The sequence below is a fragment of the Bifidobacterium parmae genome, assembly GCF_002860365.1.
In the GTDB taxonomy this organism is placed as follows: domain Bacteria; phylum Actinomycetota; class Actinomycetes; order Actinomycetales; family Bifidobacteriaceae; genus Bifidobacterium; species Bifidobacterium parmae.
In genome coordinates this window covers 53,676-71,085 of record NZ_NMWT01000013.1, presented here as the reverse complement: position 1 = coordinate 71,085, position 17,410 = coordinate 53,676, and the positions used below count along the sequence as shown (strand labels likewise).

General features: G+C 65.5%; 15 protein-coding genes and 1 tRNA gene. 11 read left to right on the top strand and 5 right to left on the bottom strand.

Annotation, left to right across the window (positions count from 1 at the left end; genetic code table 11):
* Nucleotides 1-10: 10 nt before the first annotated feature.
* On the bottom strand, nt 11-754 hold the full coding sequence (locus tag Uis4E_RS05780; RefSeq protein WP_165784880.1) for a winged helix-turn-helix transcriptional regulator: 744 nt from the start codon (nt 752-754) through the stop codon (nt 11-13).
* 497 nt (nt 755-1,251) lie between these two features.
* Between Uis4E_RS05780 and Uis4E_RS05775 the strand changes: the two genes are divergently transcribed.
* Nucleotides 1,252-1,983, top strand: coding sequence for a hypothetical protein (locus Uis4E_RS05775; protein ID WP_101622258.1), 732 nt, complete (start codon nt 1,252-1,254; stop codon nt 1,981-1,983).
* 148 nt (nt 1,984-2,131) lie between these two features.
* On the opposite strand, the gene Uis4E_RS05770 is transcribed toward Uis4E_RS05775, so the two are convergent.
* The 3 genes from Uis4E_RS05770 to Uis4E_RS05760 form a co-directional block, all read right to left on the bottom strand.
* A complete protein-coding gene (locus tag Uis4E_RS05770; protein WP_165784879.1) occupies nt 2,132-2,701 on the bottom strand; it encodes a manganese efflux pump MntP in 570 nt (189 codons plus the stop codon).
* Between the two features lie 243 nt (nt 2,702-2,944).
* Nucleotides 2,945-3,439, bottom strand: a complete 495-nt coding sequence (locus Uis4E_RS05765) for an inorganic diphosphatase (protein ID WP_034528863.1) — start codon at nt 3,437-3,439, stop codon at nt 2,945-2,947.
* 118 nt (nt 3,440-3,557) lie between these two features.
* The gene (locus Uis4E_RS05760) at nt 3,558-5,819 is read right to left on the bottom strand and encodes an alpha-1,4-glucan--maltose-1-phosphate maltosyltransferase (RefSeq protein WP_423734917.1); all 2,262 of its coding nucleotides are present in this window, start codon (nt 5,817-5,819) and stop codon (nt 3,558-3,560) included.
* 406 nt (nt 5,820-6,225) lie between these two features.
* On the opposite strand from Uis4E_RS05760, the gene Uis4E_RS05755 reads away from it, so the two are divergent.
* Nucleotides 6,226-8,217 carry a cell surface protein gene (locus Uis4E_RS05755; protein ID WP_101622256.1) on the top strand — a complete coding sequence of 664 codons (1,992 nt, stop codon included), beginning with the start codon at nt 6,226-6,228 and terminating at the stop codon, nt 8,215-8,217.
* Between the two features lie 254 nt (nt 8,218-8,471).
* On the opposite strand, the gene Uis4E_RS05750 is transcribed toward Uis4E_RS05755, so the two are convergent.
* Nucleotides 8,472-8,548, bottom strand: a tRNA-Met gene (locus Uis4E_RS05750).
* 283 nt (nt 8,549-8,831) lie between these two features.
* On the opposite strand from Uis4E_RS05750, the gene Uis4E_RS05745 reads away from it, so the two are divergent.
* The 9 genes from Uis4E_RS05745 (at nt 8,832) to Uis4E_RS05705 (ending at nt 17,211) form a co-directional block, all read left to right on the top strand.
* A complete protein-coding gene (locus Uis4E_RS05745) occupies nt 8,832-9,866 on the top strand; it encodes a homoserine O-succinyltransferase (protein WP_101622255.1) in 1,035 nt (344 codons plus the stop codon).
* Nucleotides 9,867-10,233: 367 nt separating this feature from the next.
* The gene (atpB, locus tag Uis4E_RS05740; protein ID WP_101622254.1) at nt 10,234-11,046 is read left to right on the top strand and encodes a F0F1 ATP synthase subunit A; all 813 of its coding nucleotides are present in this window, start codon (nt 10,234-10,236) and stop codon (nt 11,044-11,046) included.
* A 52-nt stretch (nt 11,047-11,098) separates the two neighbouring features.
* Nucleotides 11,099-11,329, top strand: coding sequence for an ATP synthase F0 subunit C (gene atpE, locus Uis4E_RS05735; RefSeq protein WP_034528870.1), 231 nt, complete (start codon nt 11,099-11,101; stop codon nt 11,327-11,329).
* A 54-nt stretch (nt 11,330-11,383) separates the two neighbouring features.
* Nucleotides 11,384-11,902 (top strand): F0F1 ATP synthase subunit B, encoded by a 519-nt coding sequence (locus tag Uis4E_RS05730; protein WP_207764552.1) that lies wholly within the window; start codon nt 11,384-11,386, stop codon nt 11,900-11,902.
* Nucleotides 11,903-11,930: 28 nt separating this feature from the next.
* Nucleotides 11,931-12,761: a F0F1 ATP synthase subunit delta gene (locus Uis4E_RS05725; RefSeq protein WP_101622252.1), complete on the top strand. Its 831-nt coding sequence runs from the start codon at nt 11,931-11,933 to the stop codon at nt 12,759-12,761.
* A 104-nt stretch (nt 12,762-12,865) separates the two neighbouring features.
* A complete protein-coding gene (gene atpA, locus Uis4E_RS05720; RefSeq protein ID WP_101622251.1) occupies nt 12,866-14,494 on the top strand; it encodes a F0F1 ATP synthase subunit alpha in 1,629 nt (542 codons plus the stop codon).
* Between the two features lie 3 nt (nt 14,495-14,497).
* Complete coding sequence (locus Uis4E_RS05715; protein WP_101622250.1) at nt 14,498-15,418, top strand: F0F1 ATP synthase subunit gamma; 921 nt, start codon at nt 14,498-14,500, stop codon at nt 15,416-15,418.
* Nucleotides 15,419-15,427: 9 nt separating this feature from the next.
* A complete protein-coding gene (gene atpD, locus Uis4E_RS05710) occupies nt 15,428-16,915 on the top strand; it encodes a F0F1 ATP synthase subunit beta (protein ID WP_101622249.1) in 1,488 nt (495 codons plus the stop codon).
* Nucleotides 16,915-17,211 carry a F0F1 ATP synthase subunit epsilon gene (locus Uis4E_RS05705; RefSeq protein ID WP_034528884.1) on the top strand — a complete coding sequence of 99 codons (297 nt, stop codon included), beginning with the start codon at nt 16,915-16,917 and terminating at the stop codon, nt 17,209-17,211. The genes atpD and Uis4E_RS05705 overlap by 1 nt, the downstream gene beginning before the upstream one ends.
* Nucleotides 17,212-17,410 lie beyond the last annotated feature (199 nt).

Below are 17,410 nucleotides of genomic sequence, written 5' to 3'. Positions count from 1 at the left end.
ACCGGGCCGGTTACTCGTCCTTCGGCGCGTTGCGCGCGGCGGACTTGGCGGCCGACTCCTCGGACTCCTCGTCCGGCGGGTCGAACCGGTAGCCGACGTTGCGCACGGTGCCGATGAGATGTTCGTATTCGCCGCCGAGCTTGGCGCGCAGACGACGGATGTGCACGTCGACGGTGCGCGTGCCGCCGTAGTAGTCGTAGCCCCACACCTCCTGCAGCAGCTGCGCGCGCGTGAACACGCGGCCCGGATGCTGCACGAGGTACTTGAGCAGCTCGAACTCCTTGTACGCCAGATCGATCGGGCGGCCGTGCAGGGAGGCGGTGTAGCCGTTCGTGTCCACGATGAGATCGCCGGAACGGATCTGGCCGTCCTCGGTGGTCACGCCCTTGTCGCCCGCGGCGGCGTTCGCGTTCGCGGCGGGCGCGTTGCCGCGTTCGGAGACGAGACGCAGACGCCCCTCGACCTCCGCCGGCGAGGCGGTCGAGACGACCACGTCGGCGATGCCCCACTGCGAGTTGACGACGGTGAAGCCGCCCTCGGTGAGGATCAGCACGATCGGCGTGGACAGGCCGGACGCGTGGATGAGATTGCACAGGGTCTTCGCGGTGGCCAGATCGTCGCGCGCGTCGAGGAACAGGATCGTGTTCTCCGGCATCTTCACCAGACTGGCCGCGTCCATCGGCAGGACGCGCACACGGTGGGAGAGCAGGGCGAGCGACGGCAGCACGGAGGCGGGGTTGCTAGCGAACGTCATCAACGTCAGATCAGTCACGTCTTGCCCCTCTCTTGTATCGGGCTCCGGTGATGGCCGGGCCTGGAATCAGATGGAAGGCGACCATTGCGGGAATGACCGAGACGGGTGTGACGCGCCGAATCGGAGATTCGTGATGGAAACCCTTACGGATACTGCGCTTATTCTACGCGCACATACGGGACACATGATGTTAACTTCTGTGACAACAAGCGGCAATACGTGTGCGGAAAGCACTGTTTTCGGGCATCGACGGGACGGTGGCGCGTACCGCGGCTGGGAAAACCGTTGCGAAAACCATGGAAATCGGGGTGGAAACCCATCCACCATGTGGTCATGTCCACTATGCGGCCGCGTCCATACGGCGATTGCGGACATGGACCGCGCGGGGGCATGCGCCGCCCATCGCCGCGACGCGTTCACGGGGAATCGGGCGCATCCGGCACGGCGGGTAGGATTGGTGCAGTCAACGACGTCTGATTGTGGATTCGGGAGTGGATATGACCGGCGAAACCGTAAGCCAGTGGAATGCCAAGCGCGGGACGATGCTCGCCGCGCAGGCGCTCGCATACGTGCTGCTCATCGTGGTCGGCGCCGTGTGGGGGCTTGCCGGCGCGGGGGCCGGCATCGTCATGCAACTGGCCGGAACCGTGCTGCTGGCCGTCGCGCTCGTGCTGTTCCACGTGTTCTGGCCGTTCCGCGCGACCATCATCGACCGTGTGATCGGACTGGTCGCCGGCGCGCTGTCGCTCGTGTTCGTCGCGTTCCCCGCCGCCGGCGACGTGATCATGGTGCAGGACGACACGCGCGCCGCCCTGTTCGATACCGATTCCGGCGAGATCCGTTGGGCCGCCGCCGTCGCCGGACTGCTCGTCGTGCTCACCATCGTCTCGTTCGGACGGCAGATGCTGCGCGAGGAACGCTCGCACCTCATCCGCGCCCTGTCGCATTGCGTGACCGGCGGCGCCGCGTCGATCGCGCTCGCCGGCTGGTACTTCATCCCGTACGTGGTCTCCGGCGGACTCGCGGTGTCCGGCGGCCTGTTTGCCGGCGTCATCGCGGTGATGGCGCTGTTCGCGCTCATGCTCGCCTACGCCTCCGTGTGGTGGCTCAAGGAACTCGACCCGGATCCGGCCGTGCGCGCCCCGTGGGTCGGCGTCGCCCTGCTGCCCGTCATGTTCTACGGGCTCGTCGTCTTCGCCGCCGCCCTGTTCCTCCAGATCGTCGGCTGAGCCTTATCCGCATCTGGCCCCCTCTGACGAGGGGGCTCCCGGCGAAGCCGGGTGGGGGAGAGACAGCGGCTACGACCGCTCTTCTTCTCTCCCTCCGTCATCGCTTCGCGTTCTCACCTCCCTCGTCAGAGGGAGGTGAGAACGGAACTCAGAACGCGATGATTCCCAGGTGCTCGAGCAGCACCTTGATGCCGATGACGATGAGGACCACGCCACCGGCGACCTGCGCGGGCTTCTGCCAGCGGGCGCCGAACACGCGGCCGATGTAGATGCCGGCGATCGAGAACAGGCCGGTCACCACGCCCATCGCGGCGACCGTGAACGCGATGTTGATCTTCATCAGGCCCAGGCTCACGCCCACGGCGAACGCGTCGATGCTGCACGCCACGGCGAGCGGCAGCATGTGCTTCCAGTCGAATTCGGGCGTCTCCTTCGCGTTCTCCTCGTCCTCCTCGAACGCCTCGCGGATCATGTTGCCGCCGATCACGGCCAGCAGGAGGAAGATGATCCAATGGTCCACGCTCGTCACGTAGGAGGCGAACGCGGAGGCGGCGAAGATGCCGAGCAGCGGGAACAGCGCCTGGAATCCGCCGAACCACAGGCCGCATTTCAGGGCGTCCACGAACCGGGCGCGTTTCACGGTCAGTCCCTTGCCGATGGACACGGCGAACGCGTCCATCGCGACGGAAACGGAAATCAGCAACGATTGGATGATCATCGAAATCATGGTGTGTGCGTGAATGGTTCATCCCCCGGCGGCCCCGGTCGGCCGTCACCACGGTATGGGCCTCGACCAGCGTTCCCACACGCCGCCTACGCCTAGGTGAAATTACGGTATTCGATTATATACGGGCACTGGTCCTTGAAGACGACTGAGGGGTAGCGGATGCTTGGATCCGACTACCCCTCAGTCCCGCTTCGCGGGCCAGCTCCCCTGCAAGGGGAGCCTAATCACGCGACATCACTTGGCGGAGTTGGCGAGGCGCTCGCGCGCTTCCTTGATTTCCTTCTCGGCGACGTCCGCACCGGTCCAGTAGTCGCCCGGGAGGACCTCCTTGTTCGGCTCAAGGGCCTTGTACTGCTCGAAGAAGTGCTTGATCTCCTTCAGGTGGTACTCGTTGACGTCCTTGACGTCCTGGATGTCGTCGTAGCGGACGTCGGCCGGCACGCACAGCACCTTGTCGTCGCCGCCCTCTTCGTCCTCCATGTGGTACAGGCCCACGGCGCGGCACTCGATGACGCAGCCCGGGAACACGGAGTTGCGCACCATGACGAGCGCGTCCAGCGGATCGCCGTCCTCGCCCAGCGTGCCCTCGATGTAGCCGTAGTCATCCGGGTAGCCCATGGCGGTGAACAGCTCGCGATCCAGGAAGACGCGGCCCGTCTCCTGGTCGACTTCGTACTTGTTCTTGGAACCGCGCGGGATCTCCACCACGACGTTGAAGGTTTCAGCCATTTCGGTTTCTCCTTGATTGGTTGTTGTTCGCTAATCACCTTACCGCGAAACACGCGGCGGACGTAACCCGGTCCGGCCCGCATCGGACGGGCCGGACCGGGTCACGCGGCGGACGGGATCACTCGCCGTACTCGTGCACGACGGTGAACACGTGCGCGACGTCCGCCCACGGGGCGAGCGAGACGAAGTTGTCCCAGCTCCAGGCGAAGTCGCGGCCGGTCAGCTCGTCGCGCAGATGCGCGCCCCACTTCGGGTCGACGTCGAATTCCGGCATCTCGAAGTGGACCATCGCCTGATGCGCGTTGTGGCAGTCGAGGTTGACGACCACGATCAGCGTCTCCGGCTTGCCGGACTTCGTCAGGTTGGCCGGCGTGTGGCGGGCGAACGCAAGGATGTTCGGGTCGCTGGTCTCCAGCACGTGCAGGTTGTGGTAGCTGAACGCCTCCACATGTTCGCGGCGGATGCGGTTCAGCGAGGTGAGCAGCTCGGCGATGCCGAACTTGTCCGCCTCGGACCAGTCGCGCACCTTGATCTCGTACTTCTCGTTGTTGCGCTGCTCCTCGAAGCCGTCGCGCTGCTGGTTCTCGATCAGCTCGAAGCCGTTGTAGATGCCCCAGCTCGGCGAGCCCATCGCGGCGAGCACCGCGCGCACCGCATGGCCGGCGATGCCGTTGTCGCGCACGTAGGCGGTGAGGATGTCCGGCGTGGTCGGCCAGAACGTGTTGTGCTGGTAGTAGCCGTCGTCGCCGTTCGTGGTGCCGAGGTACTCCTCCAGCTCCTCCTTCGTGTTGCGCCACGGGAAGTAGCAGTGCGACTGGGTGAAGCCCACGTAGCTCAGCGCGCGCATCATACCCGGGCGGGTGAACGCCTCGGCGAGGAACAGCACCTCCGGGTGCTTCTTCGTGACCGCGGCGATGACGTCCTGCCAGAAGCGCACCGGCTTGGTGTGCGGGTTGTCGACGCGGAAGATCGTCACGCCCGCCTCGATCCACAGGTCCATGATGCGTTCGACCTCGCGTTCGATGCCCGGCATGTCCGCGTTGAAGTCGATCGGGTAGATGTCCTGGTACTTCTTCGGCGGGTTCTCGGCGAACGCGATCGTGCCGTCCGGCTTGGTGCGGAACCAGTTCGGATGCGCCTTCACCCACGGATGGTCGGGCGAGCACTGGAGGGCGAAGTCGAGCGCGATCTCCAGACCCAGCTCATGCGCCTTCGCGCACAGCGCCTTGAAGTCGTCCATCGTGCCGAGCAGCGGGTCGACGGTGTCGTGGCCGCCGAGCGAGCTGCCGATGCCGAACGGCGAACCCGGATCGTCCGGACCCGCGTTCAGCGAATTGTCCTTGCCCTTGCGGTTCGTCACGCCGATCGGGAAGATCGGCGGCAGGTACACGATGTCGAAGCCCTCGGCCTTCGCGCGCTCCAGACCGGAGACGGAGGTCTTCAGCGTGCCCTGCACGATCTTGCCGGTCTCCTCGTCCACGTACGCGCCCTCGGAACGCGGGAAGAACTGGTACCAGGCGGCGAAGCTGGACTTCGGACGCTGCACGAGGAAGCGCTGCGGGGCGCTCTCCGACAGGCCGTCGCGCAGCGGGTTCGTCTCATGCAGCTCGGCGACCTCGGCGGTCGTGGCGGCGGCGAGACGATCCTCGGGGGCGAGGGTCTCGTCGGCCATCGTCTTCGCGGCGGCCTCGAGCACCTTGCGCTGGGCGGCCTTGAGCTTCGCGTCCGGGGTGTGCGCCCAGCGGTCGAGCAGCTGCGCGCCGGAGATCAGCGCGTTCTCGACGTCGTCGTTCACCTTCACCTTGATGGTGGCGTCATGCAGCCAGGAACGGTAGGTGTCCTCCCAGCCTTCGACGGTGACGGACCATTCGCCCAGCTGACGCTTGATCTGCGCGAACTCCGGCTCCCACGGCTTCACGTCGGAATGCTCGCCGCAGGTGAGGGTCACGGCCCAACGGTCGAGGCCCGGGTTGACGCAGGTCATCGGGATGCGCTGCATCTCCTTGCCGCGATGGTTGCGCACGACCGCGGTGGCGCCCACCTTCGTGCGGCCCTCGATGAACACCTGCGCGGTGACCTCGAACGGCTCGCCCAGCTCGACGCGAGCCGGGTACACGCCGCGCTCCTCGTTCGGCGTGACGTCCAGGATGTTGATGCGGCCGAACTGGCCCGGTTCGGTGACGGGGATCGACTGCGCCGGGGTCTCGCCCACGACGGTCACCGCGACCTGCGTCGGCTTCGCGGCCCTGCGACGGCGCGTGGTGGCCCTCTTCCTCGTGGTCTTGGTCTTGGCGCCCTTCTCCGCCTCGACCTCGTTCTTCTCCTCTGCCTTCGTATCGGCCATGGCGTTGTTCATCTCGCTGCTGGTCGTCTTCGACATGGCGACCTCCTCCTTACTTCTCACGCGTATCGCGCGGCCGTGTTGTGGCGCGGTCGCACGACTTGGATGTGCCACGGCACCCATTGTAGGGGCGGGTGTGCCGGAAATACAGCCTTTTCGGCCCGTCGCGGTGGATAACCCGGTGGACGGGCGACAACGTTTGTGGACAACCGGTGCGCGAGACGTCCCGGATCGGCGGAATGTGGACAAGCAAACGTTTGAACTTATCCACAACACGCCCGGCGGGAGGGGCTCCGACCACAAGCCCCGGAAAACCGGTCCTCATCGGCGTGAATCCGCCAATCTGGAACCATCCGTCCGCCGATGGCACCGACGGTGAGGACAACGGGCCAGCGCGACGGCCGGACGGTCGCCGCGCTGGCCGAAGACAGGGAAGGACCAGGACATGACCGACGATCAGACCGCGCAATCACATGGTGAGATTCATACGCCGCCGCGCACGATCCGCGCGCGCATCGCCGCGACCGTCGCGACGGCGGCGGTGGCGCTGGCGGCGCTGCTGGCGGCCGCGCCCGCCGCGCTTGCCGCCGGAACGATGCAATGGGCTCCGGAGCACACGTATCTGACGTACGACGCCGACGGCAAGCAGGGACTGCGCATCGGCGCGCTCACGCGCACCGGCGACGGACGCCTCGTCTACTGCATGGAGGCCGGCAAGGACGCCGAAACCTCCTACTCGTCGTCGCGCATCCGTGAGGACGGCGAGGCGGCGCGACGCGTCGGCTGGCTCGCCGACCACTACCGGGAGCATCGCGACGCGCGCACCCACGCCGCCATCGGCGTGCTCGTCCACGAGCATTTCGACGCCGATCCGGGCGCATGGCGGCGCCACTACGCCGCCATCCTCCAACAGCATCCCGGACTGGACGCGCGCGCCGCCGAACTCTGGCAGGAGGCGGAGTCGCGCGTGCCGGCGGGCATCCGCGTCGCATCCGACATGGTCGACGGCATCCGCAGCGGATGGGTCGACGTGGGCGTGACCAACGCGCGCGGCGAGCACATCGCCGGCATCCGCTACGAACTGCGCATCGAAGGACCCGCGCTGTTCGACGCGGCCGGCGGCGGCGCGGCGTCCGCGGTCGTCAGCGGCACGACCGATTCGAAACCCATCCGGCACACGTGGAACGCCACCGGCGCCGGCGACGTGAAGGTGCATTCCGGCTACGACGCCCCGCGCGTCGAACAGTTCGTCAGCAATCAGGACTACATCGGGTTCGGACGGCAGGAAAGCGTCTCCAACGTCGGCGTCGCCTTCCGCGTGCGCAAGGACTTCACGCCGTCGATCGCCACCGTCGCCGCGGCGAAGATCGTCGACGCCGGGCAGGAGGTCGCCGACCAGGTGACGTCCGGCGTAAGCGGCGACGACAGCCACTGGCCGGCCGGATTGGAGCTCGTCGCGCGCGGATACTACTTCGACGACATCCCCGCCGACCGGCTCGTCGACCGCATGGAACCGAAGGACGGCGAGACCATCGAGGACTTCCTCGCGCGCGTGAAACGACGCGGCTACGAGCCGGCCGCGCGGGGGAGCGCGACGTTCGACGGCCCCGGACGGCAGGCGACCGTCACGGCGGTCGGCGACGACGGCGAACCGTACCGCACGCCCGCACGCGGCGGCATCGGCACCTGGGTGTGGGCGATCGACGCGTCGAAGCAGAGCGACACGGCGAAGGAGTACGTGCTCGCCGACGTGGTCACGCCGTTCCTCGACGCCGCCGAAAGCAACGCGAACCGCGCCAAGGTGGAGGTCGAATCGACCGTCACCGAACACGCGGCGCAGGTCGGCTCGCACCTGAGCGACACGATCACCGTGAGCGGATTCCCCGACGGGCACGGCACGTTCGCCGGCGACGAGACCTACGGCATCGGCGCCGACCGGCCGCTCGCGCAGGTGAGCGTCTGGTGGTCCGGCGATCCGGACGACCCCGCGAACGACGACGCATACGAGCCGAAAGGCGCCGAGGAGCCCGCCGAGGACGCCAACCACCGGCTCATCGGCACATGGGAGTATCCGGCCGTCAACGGGCGGATCCGCGTGGGCGCCGGCACGCCCGACGCGCACGGGAATCCGGTCGAGATCACGGCGGAGACCCACGGCTGGTACGTGTTCGTATGGAAATTCGCCGGCGACGACCGCGTCATGCCCGCCGCCAGCCGCTACGACGACAAGTGGGAGCACACGCGCGTGACCATCGAGAAGCCCGAGGAGCCCGAGGAAGAGGAGCCGTGCGAGCCGGAGGAGCCGTGCGAGCCGGAAGAGCCCGAGGAGCCGATGCCCGAGACCGGCGTGGACGTGGGGCTCGTGTTCGGCGTGAGCATCTGCGCGCTTGCGGTGGGTGCGTTCATGCTCGCCGTGATTCGGCGGCGGAGCCTGTAGGGCGTGCCTGCGACCACCCCCAGTCGGTTGCGCCGACAGCCCCCGCCGGCCGGGCGGATGGTTGCTGACGTTCCGTTGGCTCCCGCTGGCGGGAGCTGTCATGCGGAGCATGACGACTAGACCACCAGACACATATTTTGGCCTATAACCCGGCTCCCGCTGGCGGGAGCTGTCATGCGGAGCATGACTGAGGGTGGTCTAACCCGATATAATGAAAAACGCTAGGAATCGTTGTGATTCCTAGCGTTTTATCGTGGTAGCGGGGCATGGATTTGAACCATGGACCTCTGGGTTATGAGCCCAGCGAGCTACCGAGCTGCTCCACCCCGCGTCGGCTTGTCTGTGCGACAGCTCTATCTAAGATACCGGCGAATCGGAATACGTCAAATCGAATCGCCCTCGGCGTGTCGGAAAGCCCGGCGGGCTTTCCGAAGCAGTGAGCAGCGATAGCGTCGCGAGCGTCGCAGTAGGAAAACGCATGCGCCGCAAGGCGTATTCCGTTTCCTCGCAAGTGTGGGGACGCCGCGCGGTCTGATAATCCGCGATAAGAAAGAAGTATGGCGCGGGGGAGGCGGCGGCGTGCGGCAAATCCGCATTGCGGCCATAATGAAGACATGCCTATCAAGATTCCCAGCGGCCTTCCGGCCAGAGCCATCCTCGACTCGGAGCGCATCTTCGCGCTCGAGAAGCCCGAGGCGGAGCGTCAGCGCGTCCGCCCGCTCAAGCTGGTGATCCTGAATCTCATGCCCAAGAAGATCGAGACGGAGACCCAGCTGCTGCGCCTTATCTCGAAGTCGCCGCTGCAGGTCGAGGTCGACTTCATGAAGACCTCGACGCACGAGTCCACGCACGTCTCCGCCGACCATCTGCTCAAGTTCTACGAGAACCTCGACGCGTTCGCCGACAACTACTACGACGGCTTCGTCGTCACCGGCGCGCCGGTCGAGCACATGCCGTTCGAGGAGGTGGACTACTGGGAGGAGTTCAAGACGATCCTCGACTGGGCGTCCACGCACGTGTTCTCCACGATGTACCTGTGCTGGGGCGCGATGGGCGCGCTGTACCGGCGCTACGGCGTGCGCAAGGTCGACTACGCCGAGAAGGTGTTCGGCGTGTTCCCGCAGTATCTGCAGGACGAATACTGCTTCCTGACGAACGGCTTCGACGAGATCGCGCTGCAGCCGCACTCGCGCCTCGCCGGCGTGGACGAGCGCGACGTGCGCGCCAACCTGGATCTGCAGATCCTCACGTGGGGGCCGGAGTCGGGGCCGGGACTCATCGCCACGCGCGACTTCTCCGAGGTGTTCGCGCTCGGGCATTGGGAGTACGGCAAGTACACGCTCGCCGAGGAGTACGAGCGTGACATGGCGAAGGGCATGAGCAACGTGCCGTTCCCGAAGAACTACTTCCCGCACGACGACCCGTCGATCGAACCGTTGTTCGCGTGGCGCGCGCACGCGAACCTGCTGTGGCGCAACTGGCTCAACTGGGTGTACCAGACCACGCCGTACGACCTGACGGAGGTGCCGGAGCTACGCGCCGAGAAGCGTCTCGGCACGGACCGGTCGATCCGGCATGAGCCGGGAGGGCCGCGCAAGGACGGGTTCGCGCCGTTCGCGCACGACGGCTACGGCGTGATCCGGGGCTGACGCGCCCCGCGCGGGGCGCCGGGACCGTCCGTGTTGCGGACTGGGATGTGACCACTATGTGGACCGTGGCAATGGTCACAATATGGTCACAGATTGCGTTCCGCGAATCGCCGGGAAAAGCCGGAAAACCGTTTCGTTCCAACGATGTAATGCGACAACACGCCGGGGAATCGGCCATTTGGATTTGTCCCAAGACCGGCCAATAATCACCTTTCAGTCATTCGGGGTCACGTGCCGGTCCGAGTCGTCATCGAATCGCCGCCTCCCCGCAATGAGGGAAGACGGAAGACGAAAGTTACCGACACGTCACATTCGCCGACCCAGTTGGTTTAAACTGACACCTGACTAGAAGAAGCAGGAGGCGCGAATGATTGGTGCTGCACTCAGCTCGCTGACGTTGGCGAGCGCCACGCAACCGGAGTATCCGAGCATCGACGATTTTCTCCCTCCGGAACTGCTGTTCCAGGGAACCCCGTTCGCCATCAACCGAATCATCCTTGTCCGCATTCTCGCGACCATCATCATGCTGATCGTGCTCGGCGTCACCGCGCACCGCGTGAAGCTGATCCCGGGACGCTGGCAGGGCGCGGTCGAATGGCTCATCGAGTTCGTGCGCGACCAGATCGTCTATCAGGTGATGGGCGAACTGCGCGGCAAGCGCTACGTGCCAATGATCACCACCGTGTTCTGCACGCTGCTCGTGTTCAACCTGTGCGGCATCATCCCCGGCTTCAACATCGCCGCATCCGCGACGATCACGCTGCCGCTGGTGTTCGCCATGTGGTGCTTCTGCCAGTACTGGATCGCCGGCATCCGCGAGAAGGGCCTCGGCCACTTCCTGCGCGACGAGCTCTTCCCGAAGGGCGTGCCCGCGCCGATCTACATCCTGCTGTCGCCGATCCAGCTGCTCGAGCTGCTCGTCATCCGTCCGTTCTCGCTGACGATCCGACTCTTCGCCAACATGGTCTCCGGCCACCTCATCCTCGGCCTGTGCCTGTCGGCCACCCAGTTCTTCCTCATCGACATCGCCAACAAGGCGATGGCGCCGTTCGGCGTGATCACGTTCGCCGCCGGCATGTTCATGTTCCTGTTCGAGGCGCTGGTCGCCTGCCTGCAGGCGTACATCTTCGCGATCCTGACGACCGCGTACATCAATATGAGCTTCCCCGAGGCCGACTGACCTAGGGTTAGAAACTGTTGCTATCACGGCAATAACCAGAAAGGAAACAACCATGGATATCGTTACCCTCGCTGCGGTTGCGGGCAACCTGAACGTCGTCGGCTACGGCCTCGCGGCCATCGGCCCCGGCATCGGTCTGGGCATCCTGATCGGCAAGACCATCGAGAGCACGGCCCGCCAGCCCGAGCTCGGCGGCCGCCTGCAGACGCTGATGTTCCTTGGTCTGGCGTTCGTCGAGGTGCTGGCGCTGCTCGGCTTCGTCGCCGCCTTCATCTTCCAGTGATCGAAAGCCCATCCGAAACGAATCCCAAGGACATGAAAGGAGGAAGACGTTATGGTGACTGAAGCAGCAAGCGGTGTCTCGCTGTTCCTGCCGGAAACCTACGACGTGGTGTGGTCGCTGATCATCCTCGTCATCGTCGCCGTATTCTTCTACAAGTTCTTCCTGCCGAAGTTCCAGGCCGTGTTCGATGAGCGCGCCGCCAAGATCGAAGGCGGCATCGCCAAGGCCGAGCAGGCCCAGAAGGACGCCAACGCCGCCAAGGCCAAGTACGAGGCCCAGATGAGCGAGGCCCGCGTCGAGGCCGCGAAGATCCGCGACGACGCGCGTGCGGAAGCCTCCCACATCGTCGCCGACGCGCGCACCCGCGCCGAGGCCGATGCGGCGCAGATCACCGCCAACGCCCAGCGTTCCCTCGAATCGCAGCAGCAGCAGGCCCTCGTCTCCCTCAAGGGGGAGGTCGGCACGCTCGCCACCGCGCTGGCCGGCAAGATCCTCGGCGCCAAGCTCGAGGACAGGGACGTGCAGTCGTCGATGATCGATTCGATGCTCGACGATCTGGACGCCAAGAAGTGAACATCCGCAACGAGAAAGGGAGGTGACCATGCGAGGAGAGGCATCTCGTATTGCAGACCGCGAGTCGCGTGATTCGCTGGCCCCGAAGCTGCGCGACACCCGTGAGGACGCGTGGCGGATCGGCAACGAACTGTTCACGATCACCCGTGTGCTGGATGACAACATCGCGCTCGAACGCGCGCTGACCGACCCGTCCCGCCCGGTCGCCGACAAGGTGGCCGTGCTCAGGGAGATCGTCGGCGACCGCGTGCATCCGATGACGATGGAGATCCTGACCGATCTGGTCGGCCGCACGTGGAGCAAGGCCCGCCACATCGCGAATGCCGTCGAGGACTTCGGCGTCGACGCGATGATGTACTACGCGGACGCCACCGGAGCGACGCTCAAGGTGTCCATCGAGCTGTCGCAGCTGAACTCGGCGCTGCTGACCCTCCCGGTCGTGCGCGCCAAGCTGTACGACGACCAGGCCACGAGCCAGGCGCGCGTCGCGCTGTTCCGCCAGCTGTTCGGCGGCAAGGGCCTCAACAAGGTCACGATGCGCCTCGCCGAGCACGCCACGTGCAACCTGCGCCGCCGCCGCTACCTGGAGACCATCCAGTGGCTGATCAACAAGTTCTCCCGCCACATGGGCGAGTCGATGGTCACGGTGACCACCGCCACCCCGCTGACGAAGGAGCAGATCCAGCGACTGACGAAGATCTACACGGCGAAGGTCGGACGCCCGGTGCACATCAACGCCGTGGTCGACCCGTCCGTGCTGGGCGGCATGCGCATCCAGGTCGGCGACGAGGTCACGGACAACACCGTGGTCGCGCAGCTCGAGCATCTCCACCGCACGGTGAAGGCCGGCACGAACTGACAGGCCCGTGCGCGCCGGGGAGGGAATCCCCTCCGCAAGCGCCGCGCGGCTGAACACACAAGCAAAGACTTGCACTGAACAATGAACCAAATGAAGGAGTGATCATGGCAGAACTGACCATCGATCCCGCCTCGGTACGCAAGGCCTTGGACGACTTCGTGTCGTCCTACCAGCCGAGCGACACCCCCACCCAGGAAGTGGGCTATGTCGCCACGGCCGGTGACGGCATCGCGCACGTGACGGGGTTGCCTGGTTGCATGGCCAATGAGCTGCTGACGTTCGAAGACGGCACGCTCGGCCTGGCGTTCAACCTTGACGCCCGTGAGATCGGCGTGGTTATCCTCGGCGATTTCGCTGGAATCGAGGAAGGCCAGGAAGTGCGCCGCACCGGCGAAGTGCTCTCCGTGCCCGTCGGCGACGGCTACCTCGGCCGCGTCGTGGACCCGCTGGGCAAGCCGATCGACGGCCTCGGCGAGATCAAGAGCGAAGGCCGCCGCATCCTCGAAGCCCAGGCTCCGGACGTGATGCACCGCCACCCGGTCGACGAGCCGCTGTCCACCGGCCTCAAGGCCATCGACGCGATGACGCCGATCGGCCGCGGCCAGCGCCAGCTCATCATCGGCGACCGCCAGACCGGCAAGACCGCCATCGCGATCGATACCATCATCAACCAGAAGGCGAACTGGGAATCCGGCGATCCGAAGAAGCAGGTGCGCTGCATCTACGTCGCGGTCGGCCAGAAGGGCTCCACCATCGCCTCCGTGAAGCAGAGCCTCGAAGACGCGGGCGCCATGGAGTACACCACCATCGTGGCCTCCCCGGCCTCCGATTCCGCAGGCTTCAAGTACATCGCCCCGTACACCGGCTCGGCCATCGGCCAGCACTGGATGTACAACGGCAAGCACGTCCTCATCGTCTTCGACGACCTGTCGAAGCAGGCCGAGGCGTACCGATCGATCTCCCTGCTGCTCCGTCGCCCGCCGGGGCGCGAGGCCTACCCGGGTGATGTCTTCTACCTGCACTCCCGTCTGCTCGAACGCTGCGCGAAGGTCTCCGACGACCTCGGCGGCGGCTCGATGACGGGTCTGCCGATCGTCGAGACGAAGGCGAACGACGTGTCCGCCTACATCCCGACCAACGTGATCTCCATCACCGACGGTCAGATCTTCCTCCAGTCCGATCTGTTCAACGCCAACCAGCGTCCCGCCGTGGACGTCGGCATCTCGGTCTCCCGAGTCGGCGGCGCCGCGCAGACCAAGGCTCTCAAGAAGGTCTCCGGCACGCTGAAGATCTCCCTGGCGCAGTACCGTTCGCTGGAATCCTTCGCCATGTTCGCGTCCGATCTGGATGCGGCGTCCAAGGCCCAGCTGACCCGTGGCGCCCACCTGACCGAGCTGTTGAAGCAGCCGCAGTTCCATCCGTACTCGATGGAGCAGGAGGTCGTGTCCGTCTGGACCGGCACCCACGGCAAGCTCGACGACCTCGAGCTCAAGGACGTGCTGCCCTTCGAGCAGGGTCTGCTGGACTACCTCGATCACAACACCGACATCCTCAAGACCATCCGCGAGACCGAGGACTTCACCGCCGACACCGAGGCGGAGCTGGCCAAGGCCGTCGATGCGTTCCGTGCGACCTTCGTGTCGTCCACCGGCAAGCCGCTGGTCGACAAGAAGCCGGACGTGTCCCAGGCCGCCCCGGTCGAGCAGGAAAAGATCGTGGCGGGAGAGAAGTAAGCCATGGGCTCGCAACTCGCATTGAAATCACGCATCCACTCCACCGAGTCGTTGGAGAAGATCTTCAACGCCCAGGAGATGATCGCGTCTTCGCACATCGCCAAGGCCCGTGACGTCGCCTTGAACGCGAAGCCGTACACCGATGCGATTTTCGATGCCGTGCAAGCGTTGGTGGCACACACCCATATCACGCATCCGATCGCGGTGAAGGACGAGAACAACCCGCGCGTGGCCGTTCTCGCCCTCACCTCGGATCGTGGCATGGCCGGCCCGTACACCTCTTCGATCATCCGCGAGACCGAGTCGCTGCTGGCTCGTCTCGAGGATGCCGGCAAGAAGCCGGAGCTGTTCGTGTACGGGCGTCGCGGTTCGACGTACTACAAGTACCGCAACCGCGACGTCGCGGCCACATGGGAGGGCGACACCGACCAGCCCGGCGTGGAAATCGCTGAGACGATCTCCAACGCCCTGATGGACGCCTATATGAAGCCGGCGGACCAGGGCGGAGTCTCCGAACTCTACATCGTCTACACCGAGTTCATCAACATGGTGGTCCAGAAGGTGCGCGTGCTGCGCGTGCTGCCCGTCGAGATCGTGGGCGCGCCGACGGCGCGCGCGTCCGAGGAGGAGTCCTCCGATTCGGACGACGTCTCGCCGCTGTACGCCTTCGAGCCGAGCCTGGACGAGGTGCTGGATGCGATTCTGCCGAAGTACATCCAGTCCCGCATCCACGAGTGCCTGCTGACCGCCGCCGCCTCCGAGACGGCGAGCCGCCAGAACGCCATGCACACGGCCACGGACAACGCACGCAATCTGATCGACGACCTCACGCGCAAGCTCAACGCCTCGCGCCAGGCCTCGATCACGCAGGAACTTACCGAGATCATCGGCAGCGCCGACGCGCTGAATACAAAGGAAGAGTAGGAACGCACTATGGCTGAGAATCAGACCACTGTGGCTTCCGAGAGCAACGGCGAGCCGATTCACGGACGCGTCACCCGAGTCCAGGGTTCGGTCATCGACGTTGAGTTCCCGGTGGGCCATCTGCCCGACATCTACAACGCCCTCAAGGTGACGATCGTCAACACGGGCGCCAAGGAGGAAGGCGAGGCCAAGTCGACCACGATCACCCTCGAGGTCGAACAGCACCTCGGCGACTCCACCGTGCGCTGCGTCGCGTTGAAGCCGACCGACGGCCTGGTGCGCGGCGCCTCCGTGTTCGACACGGGCGCGCCGATCTCCGTGCCGGTCGGCGACGTGACCAAGGGCCACGTCTTCGACGTCGCGGGCAACGTGCTCAACAAGAAGCCGGACGAGACCATCACCGTGACCGAGCGTTGGCCGATCCACCGCAACCCGCCGGCGTTCGACCAGCTGGAGTCCAAGACCCAGATGTTCGAGACCGGCATCAAGGTCATCGACCTCCTGACCCCGTACGTGCAGGGCGGCAAGATCGGTCTGTTCGGCGGCGCAGGCGTCGGCAAGACCGTCCTCATCCAGGAGATGATCCAGCGCGTGGCGCAGAACCACGGCGGCGTCTCCGTGTTCGCCGGCGTCGGCGAGCGCACCCGTGAGGGCAACGATCTGATCGGCGAGATGGACGAGGCCGGCGTTCTCGAGAAGACCGCCCTGGTCTTCGGCCAGATGGACGAGCAGCCGGGCACCCGTCTGCGCGTGCCGCTGACCGCACTGACCATGGCCGAGTACTTCCGCGACGTGCAGAACCAGGACGTGCTGCTGTTCATCGACAACATCTTCCGCTTCACGCAGGCCGGTTCCGAGGTGTCCACGCTGCTGGGCCGTATGCCTTCCGCCGTGGGCTACCAGCCGAACCTGGCCGACGAGATGGGCGCGCTCCAGGAGCGCATCACCTCGACGCGAGGCCACTCCATCACCTCGCTGCAGGCCATCTACGTGCCGGCCGATGATTACACCGACCCGGCTCCGGCCACGACCTTCGCCCACCTCGACGCGACGACCGAGCTTTCCCGCGACATCGCCTCGAAGGGCATCTACCCGGCCGTGGACCCGCTGAGCTCCACGTCGCGAATCCTCGATCCGCGCTACGTCGGCCAGAAGCACTACGAGTGCGCCAACCGCGTCAAGGCGATCCTGCAGCGTAACAAGGAGCTGCAGGACATCATCGCCCTGATCGGTATCGACGAGCTCTCCGAAGAGGACAAGACCACCGTCAACCGCGCCCGCCGCATCGAGCAGTTCCTCGGCCAGAACTTCTACGTGGCCGAGAAGTTCACCGGTCGCCCGGGCTCCTACGTGCCGGCCGACGAGACCATCGAGGCCTTCACCCGCATCTGCGACGGCGTGTACGACGACGTCCCGGAGCAGGCGTTCTCCGGCATCGGCGGCATCGACGACCTCGAGGAGAAGTGGCACAACATGCAGAAGGAACTGGGTGCGTGATGGCAGGATCGGAAAAGACCACGATGAAGGTGAACATCGTCGCGGCCGACCACCCCGTGTGGCACGGCGAGGCGAAAAGCGTGACCATCCCCGCCTCCGAAGGCGGCATGGGCATCCTGCCGAACCATGAGCCGGTGCTCACGGTCATCAAGCAGGGTACGCTCACTGTGGTCGAGCCCGACGATGCCCGTCACACGTTCGAGGTGACCGACGGATTCATCTCCTTCGACTCGAACAAGCTGACCGTCGCGGTCGAACGCGGCCACGACGTGCAGTACTCCGGTCCCGAGCAGTGATTTCGGAGATCATTCGCCTCCGCTGATTCGGCGGTGGCGGCGCCAAGCCCCCTCACCCACGTGAGGGGGCTTTTCGTTTGTCGGCCTTTTCGTGTTCCGACTCGGCGCGAGAAATCCCGGGAATAATCCTTGTCGTCCGGGATTCCTTGCGCTGACGGTCTCTCAGCGCAACGTATCCCGGACGATGCGGTTGTTTTCC

Bases quoted from the DNA above. Each gene is read 5' to 3' on its own strand.
- Uis4E_RS05755 (WP_101622256.1), top strand. From the start codon at position 6,226: ATGACCGACGATCAGACCGCGCAATCACATGGTGAGATTCATACGCCG.
- Uis4E_RS05765 (WP_034528863.1), bottom strand. From the start codon at position 3,439: ATGGCTGAAACCTTCAACGTCGTGGTGGAGATCCCGCGCGGTTCCAAG.
- Uis4E_RS05745 (WP_101622255.1), top strand. From the start codon at position 8,832: ATGCCTATCAAGATTCCCAGCGGCCTTCCGGCCAGAGCCATCCTCGAC.
- atpA (WP_101622251.1), top strand. From the start codon at position 12,866: ATGGCAGAACTGACCATCGATCCCGCCTCGGTACGCAAGGCCTTGGAC.
- Uis4E_RS05705 (WP_034528884.1), top strand. From the start codon at position 16,915: ATGGCAGGATCGGAAAAGACCACGATGAAGGTGAACATCGTCGCGGCC.
- Uis4E_RS05725 (WP_101622252.1), top strand. From the start codon at position 11,931: ATGCGAGGAGAGGCATCTCGTATTGCAGACCGCGAGTCGCGTGATTCG.
- atpD (WP_101622249.1), top strand. From the start codon at position 15,428: ATGGCTGAGAATCAGACCACTGTGGCTTCCGAGAGCAACGGCGAGCCG.
- Uis4E_RS05775 (WP_101622258.1), top strand. From the start codon at position 1,252: ATGACCGGCGAAACCGTAAGCCAGTGGAATGCCAAGCGCGGGACGATG.
- atpB (WP_101622254.1), top strand. From the start codon at position 10,234: ATGATTGGTGCTGCACTCAGCTCGCTGACGTTGGCGAGCGCCACGCAA.
- Uis4E_RS05770 (WP_165784879.1), bottom strand. From the start codon at position 2,701: ATGATCATCCAATCGTTGCTGATTTCCGTTTCCGTCGCGATGGACGCG.
- atpE (WP_034528870.1), top strand. From the start codon at position 11,099: ATGGATATCGTTACCCTCGCTGCGGTTGCGGGCAACCTGAACGTCGTC.
- Uis4E_RS05715 (WP_101622250.1), top strand. From the start codon at position 14,498: ATGGGCTCGCAACTCGCATTGAAATCACGCATCCACTCCACCGAGTCG.
- Uis4E_RS05760 (WP_423734917.1), bottom strand. From the start codon at position 5,819: ATGTCGAAGACGACCAGCAGCGAGATGAACAACGCCATGGCCGATACG.
- Uis4E_RS05780 (WP_165784880.1), bottom strand. From the start codon at position 754: ATGACGTTCGCTAGCAACCCCGCCTCCGTGCTGCCGTCGCTCGCCCTG.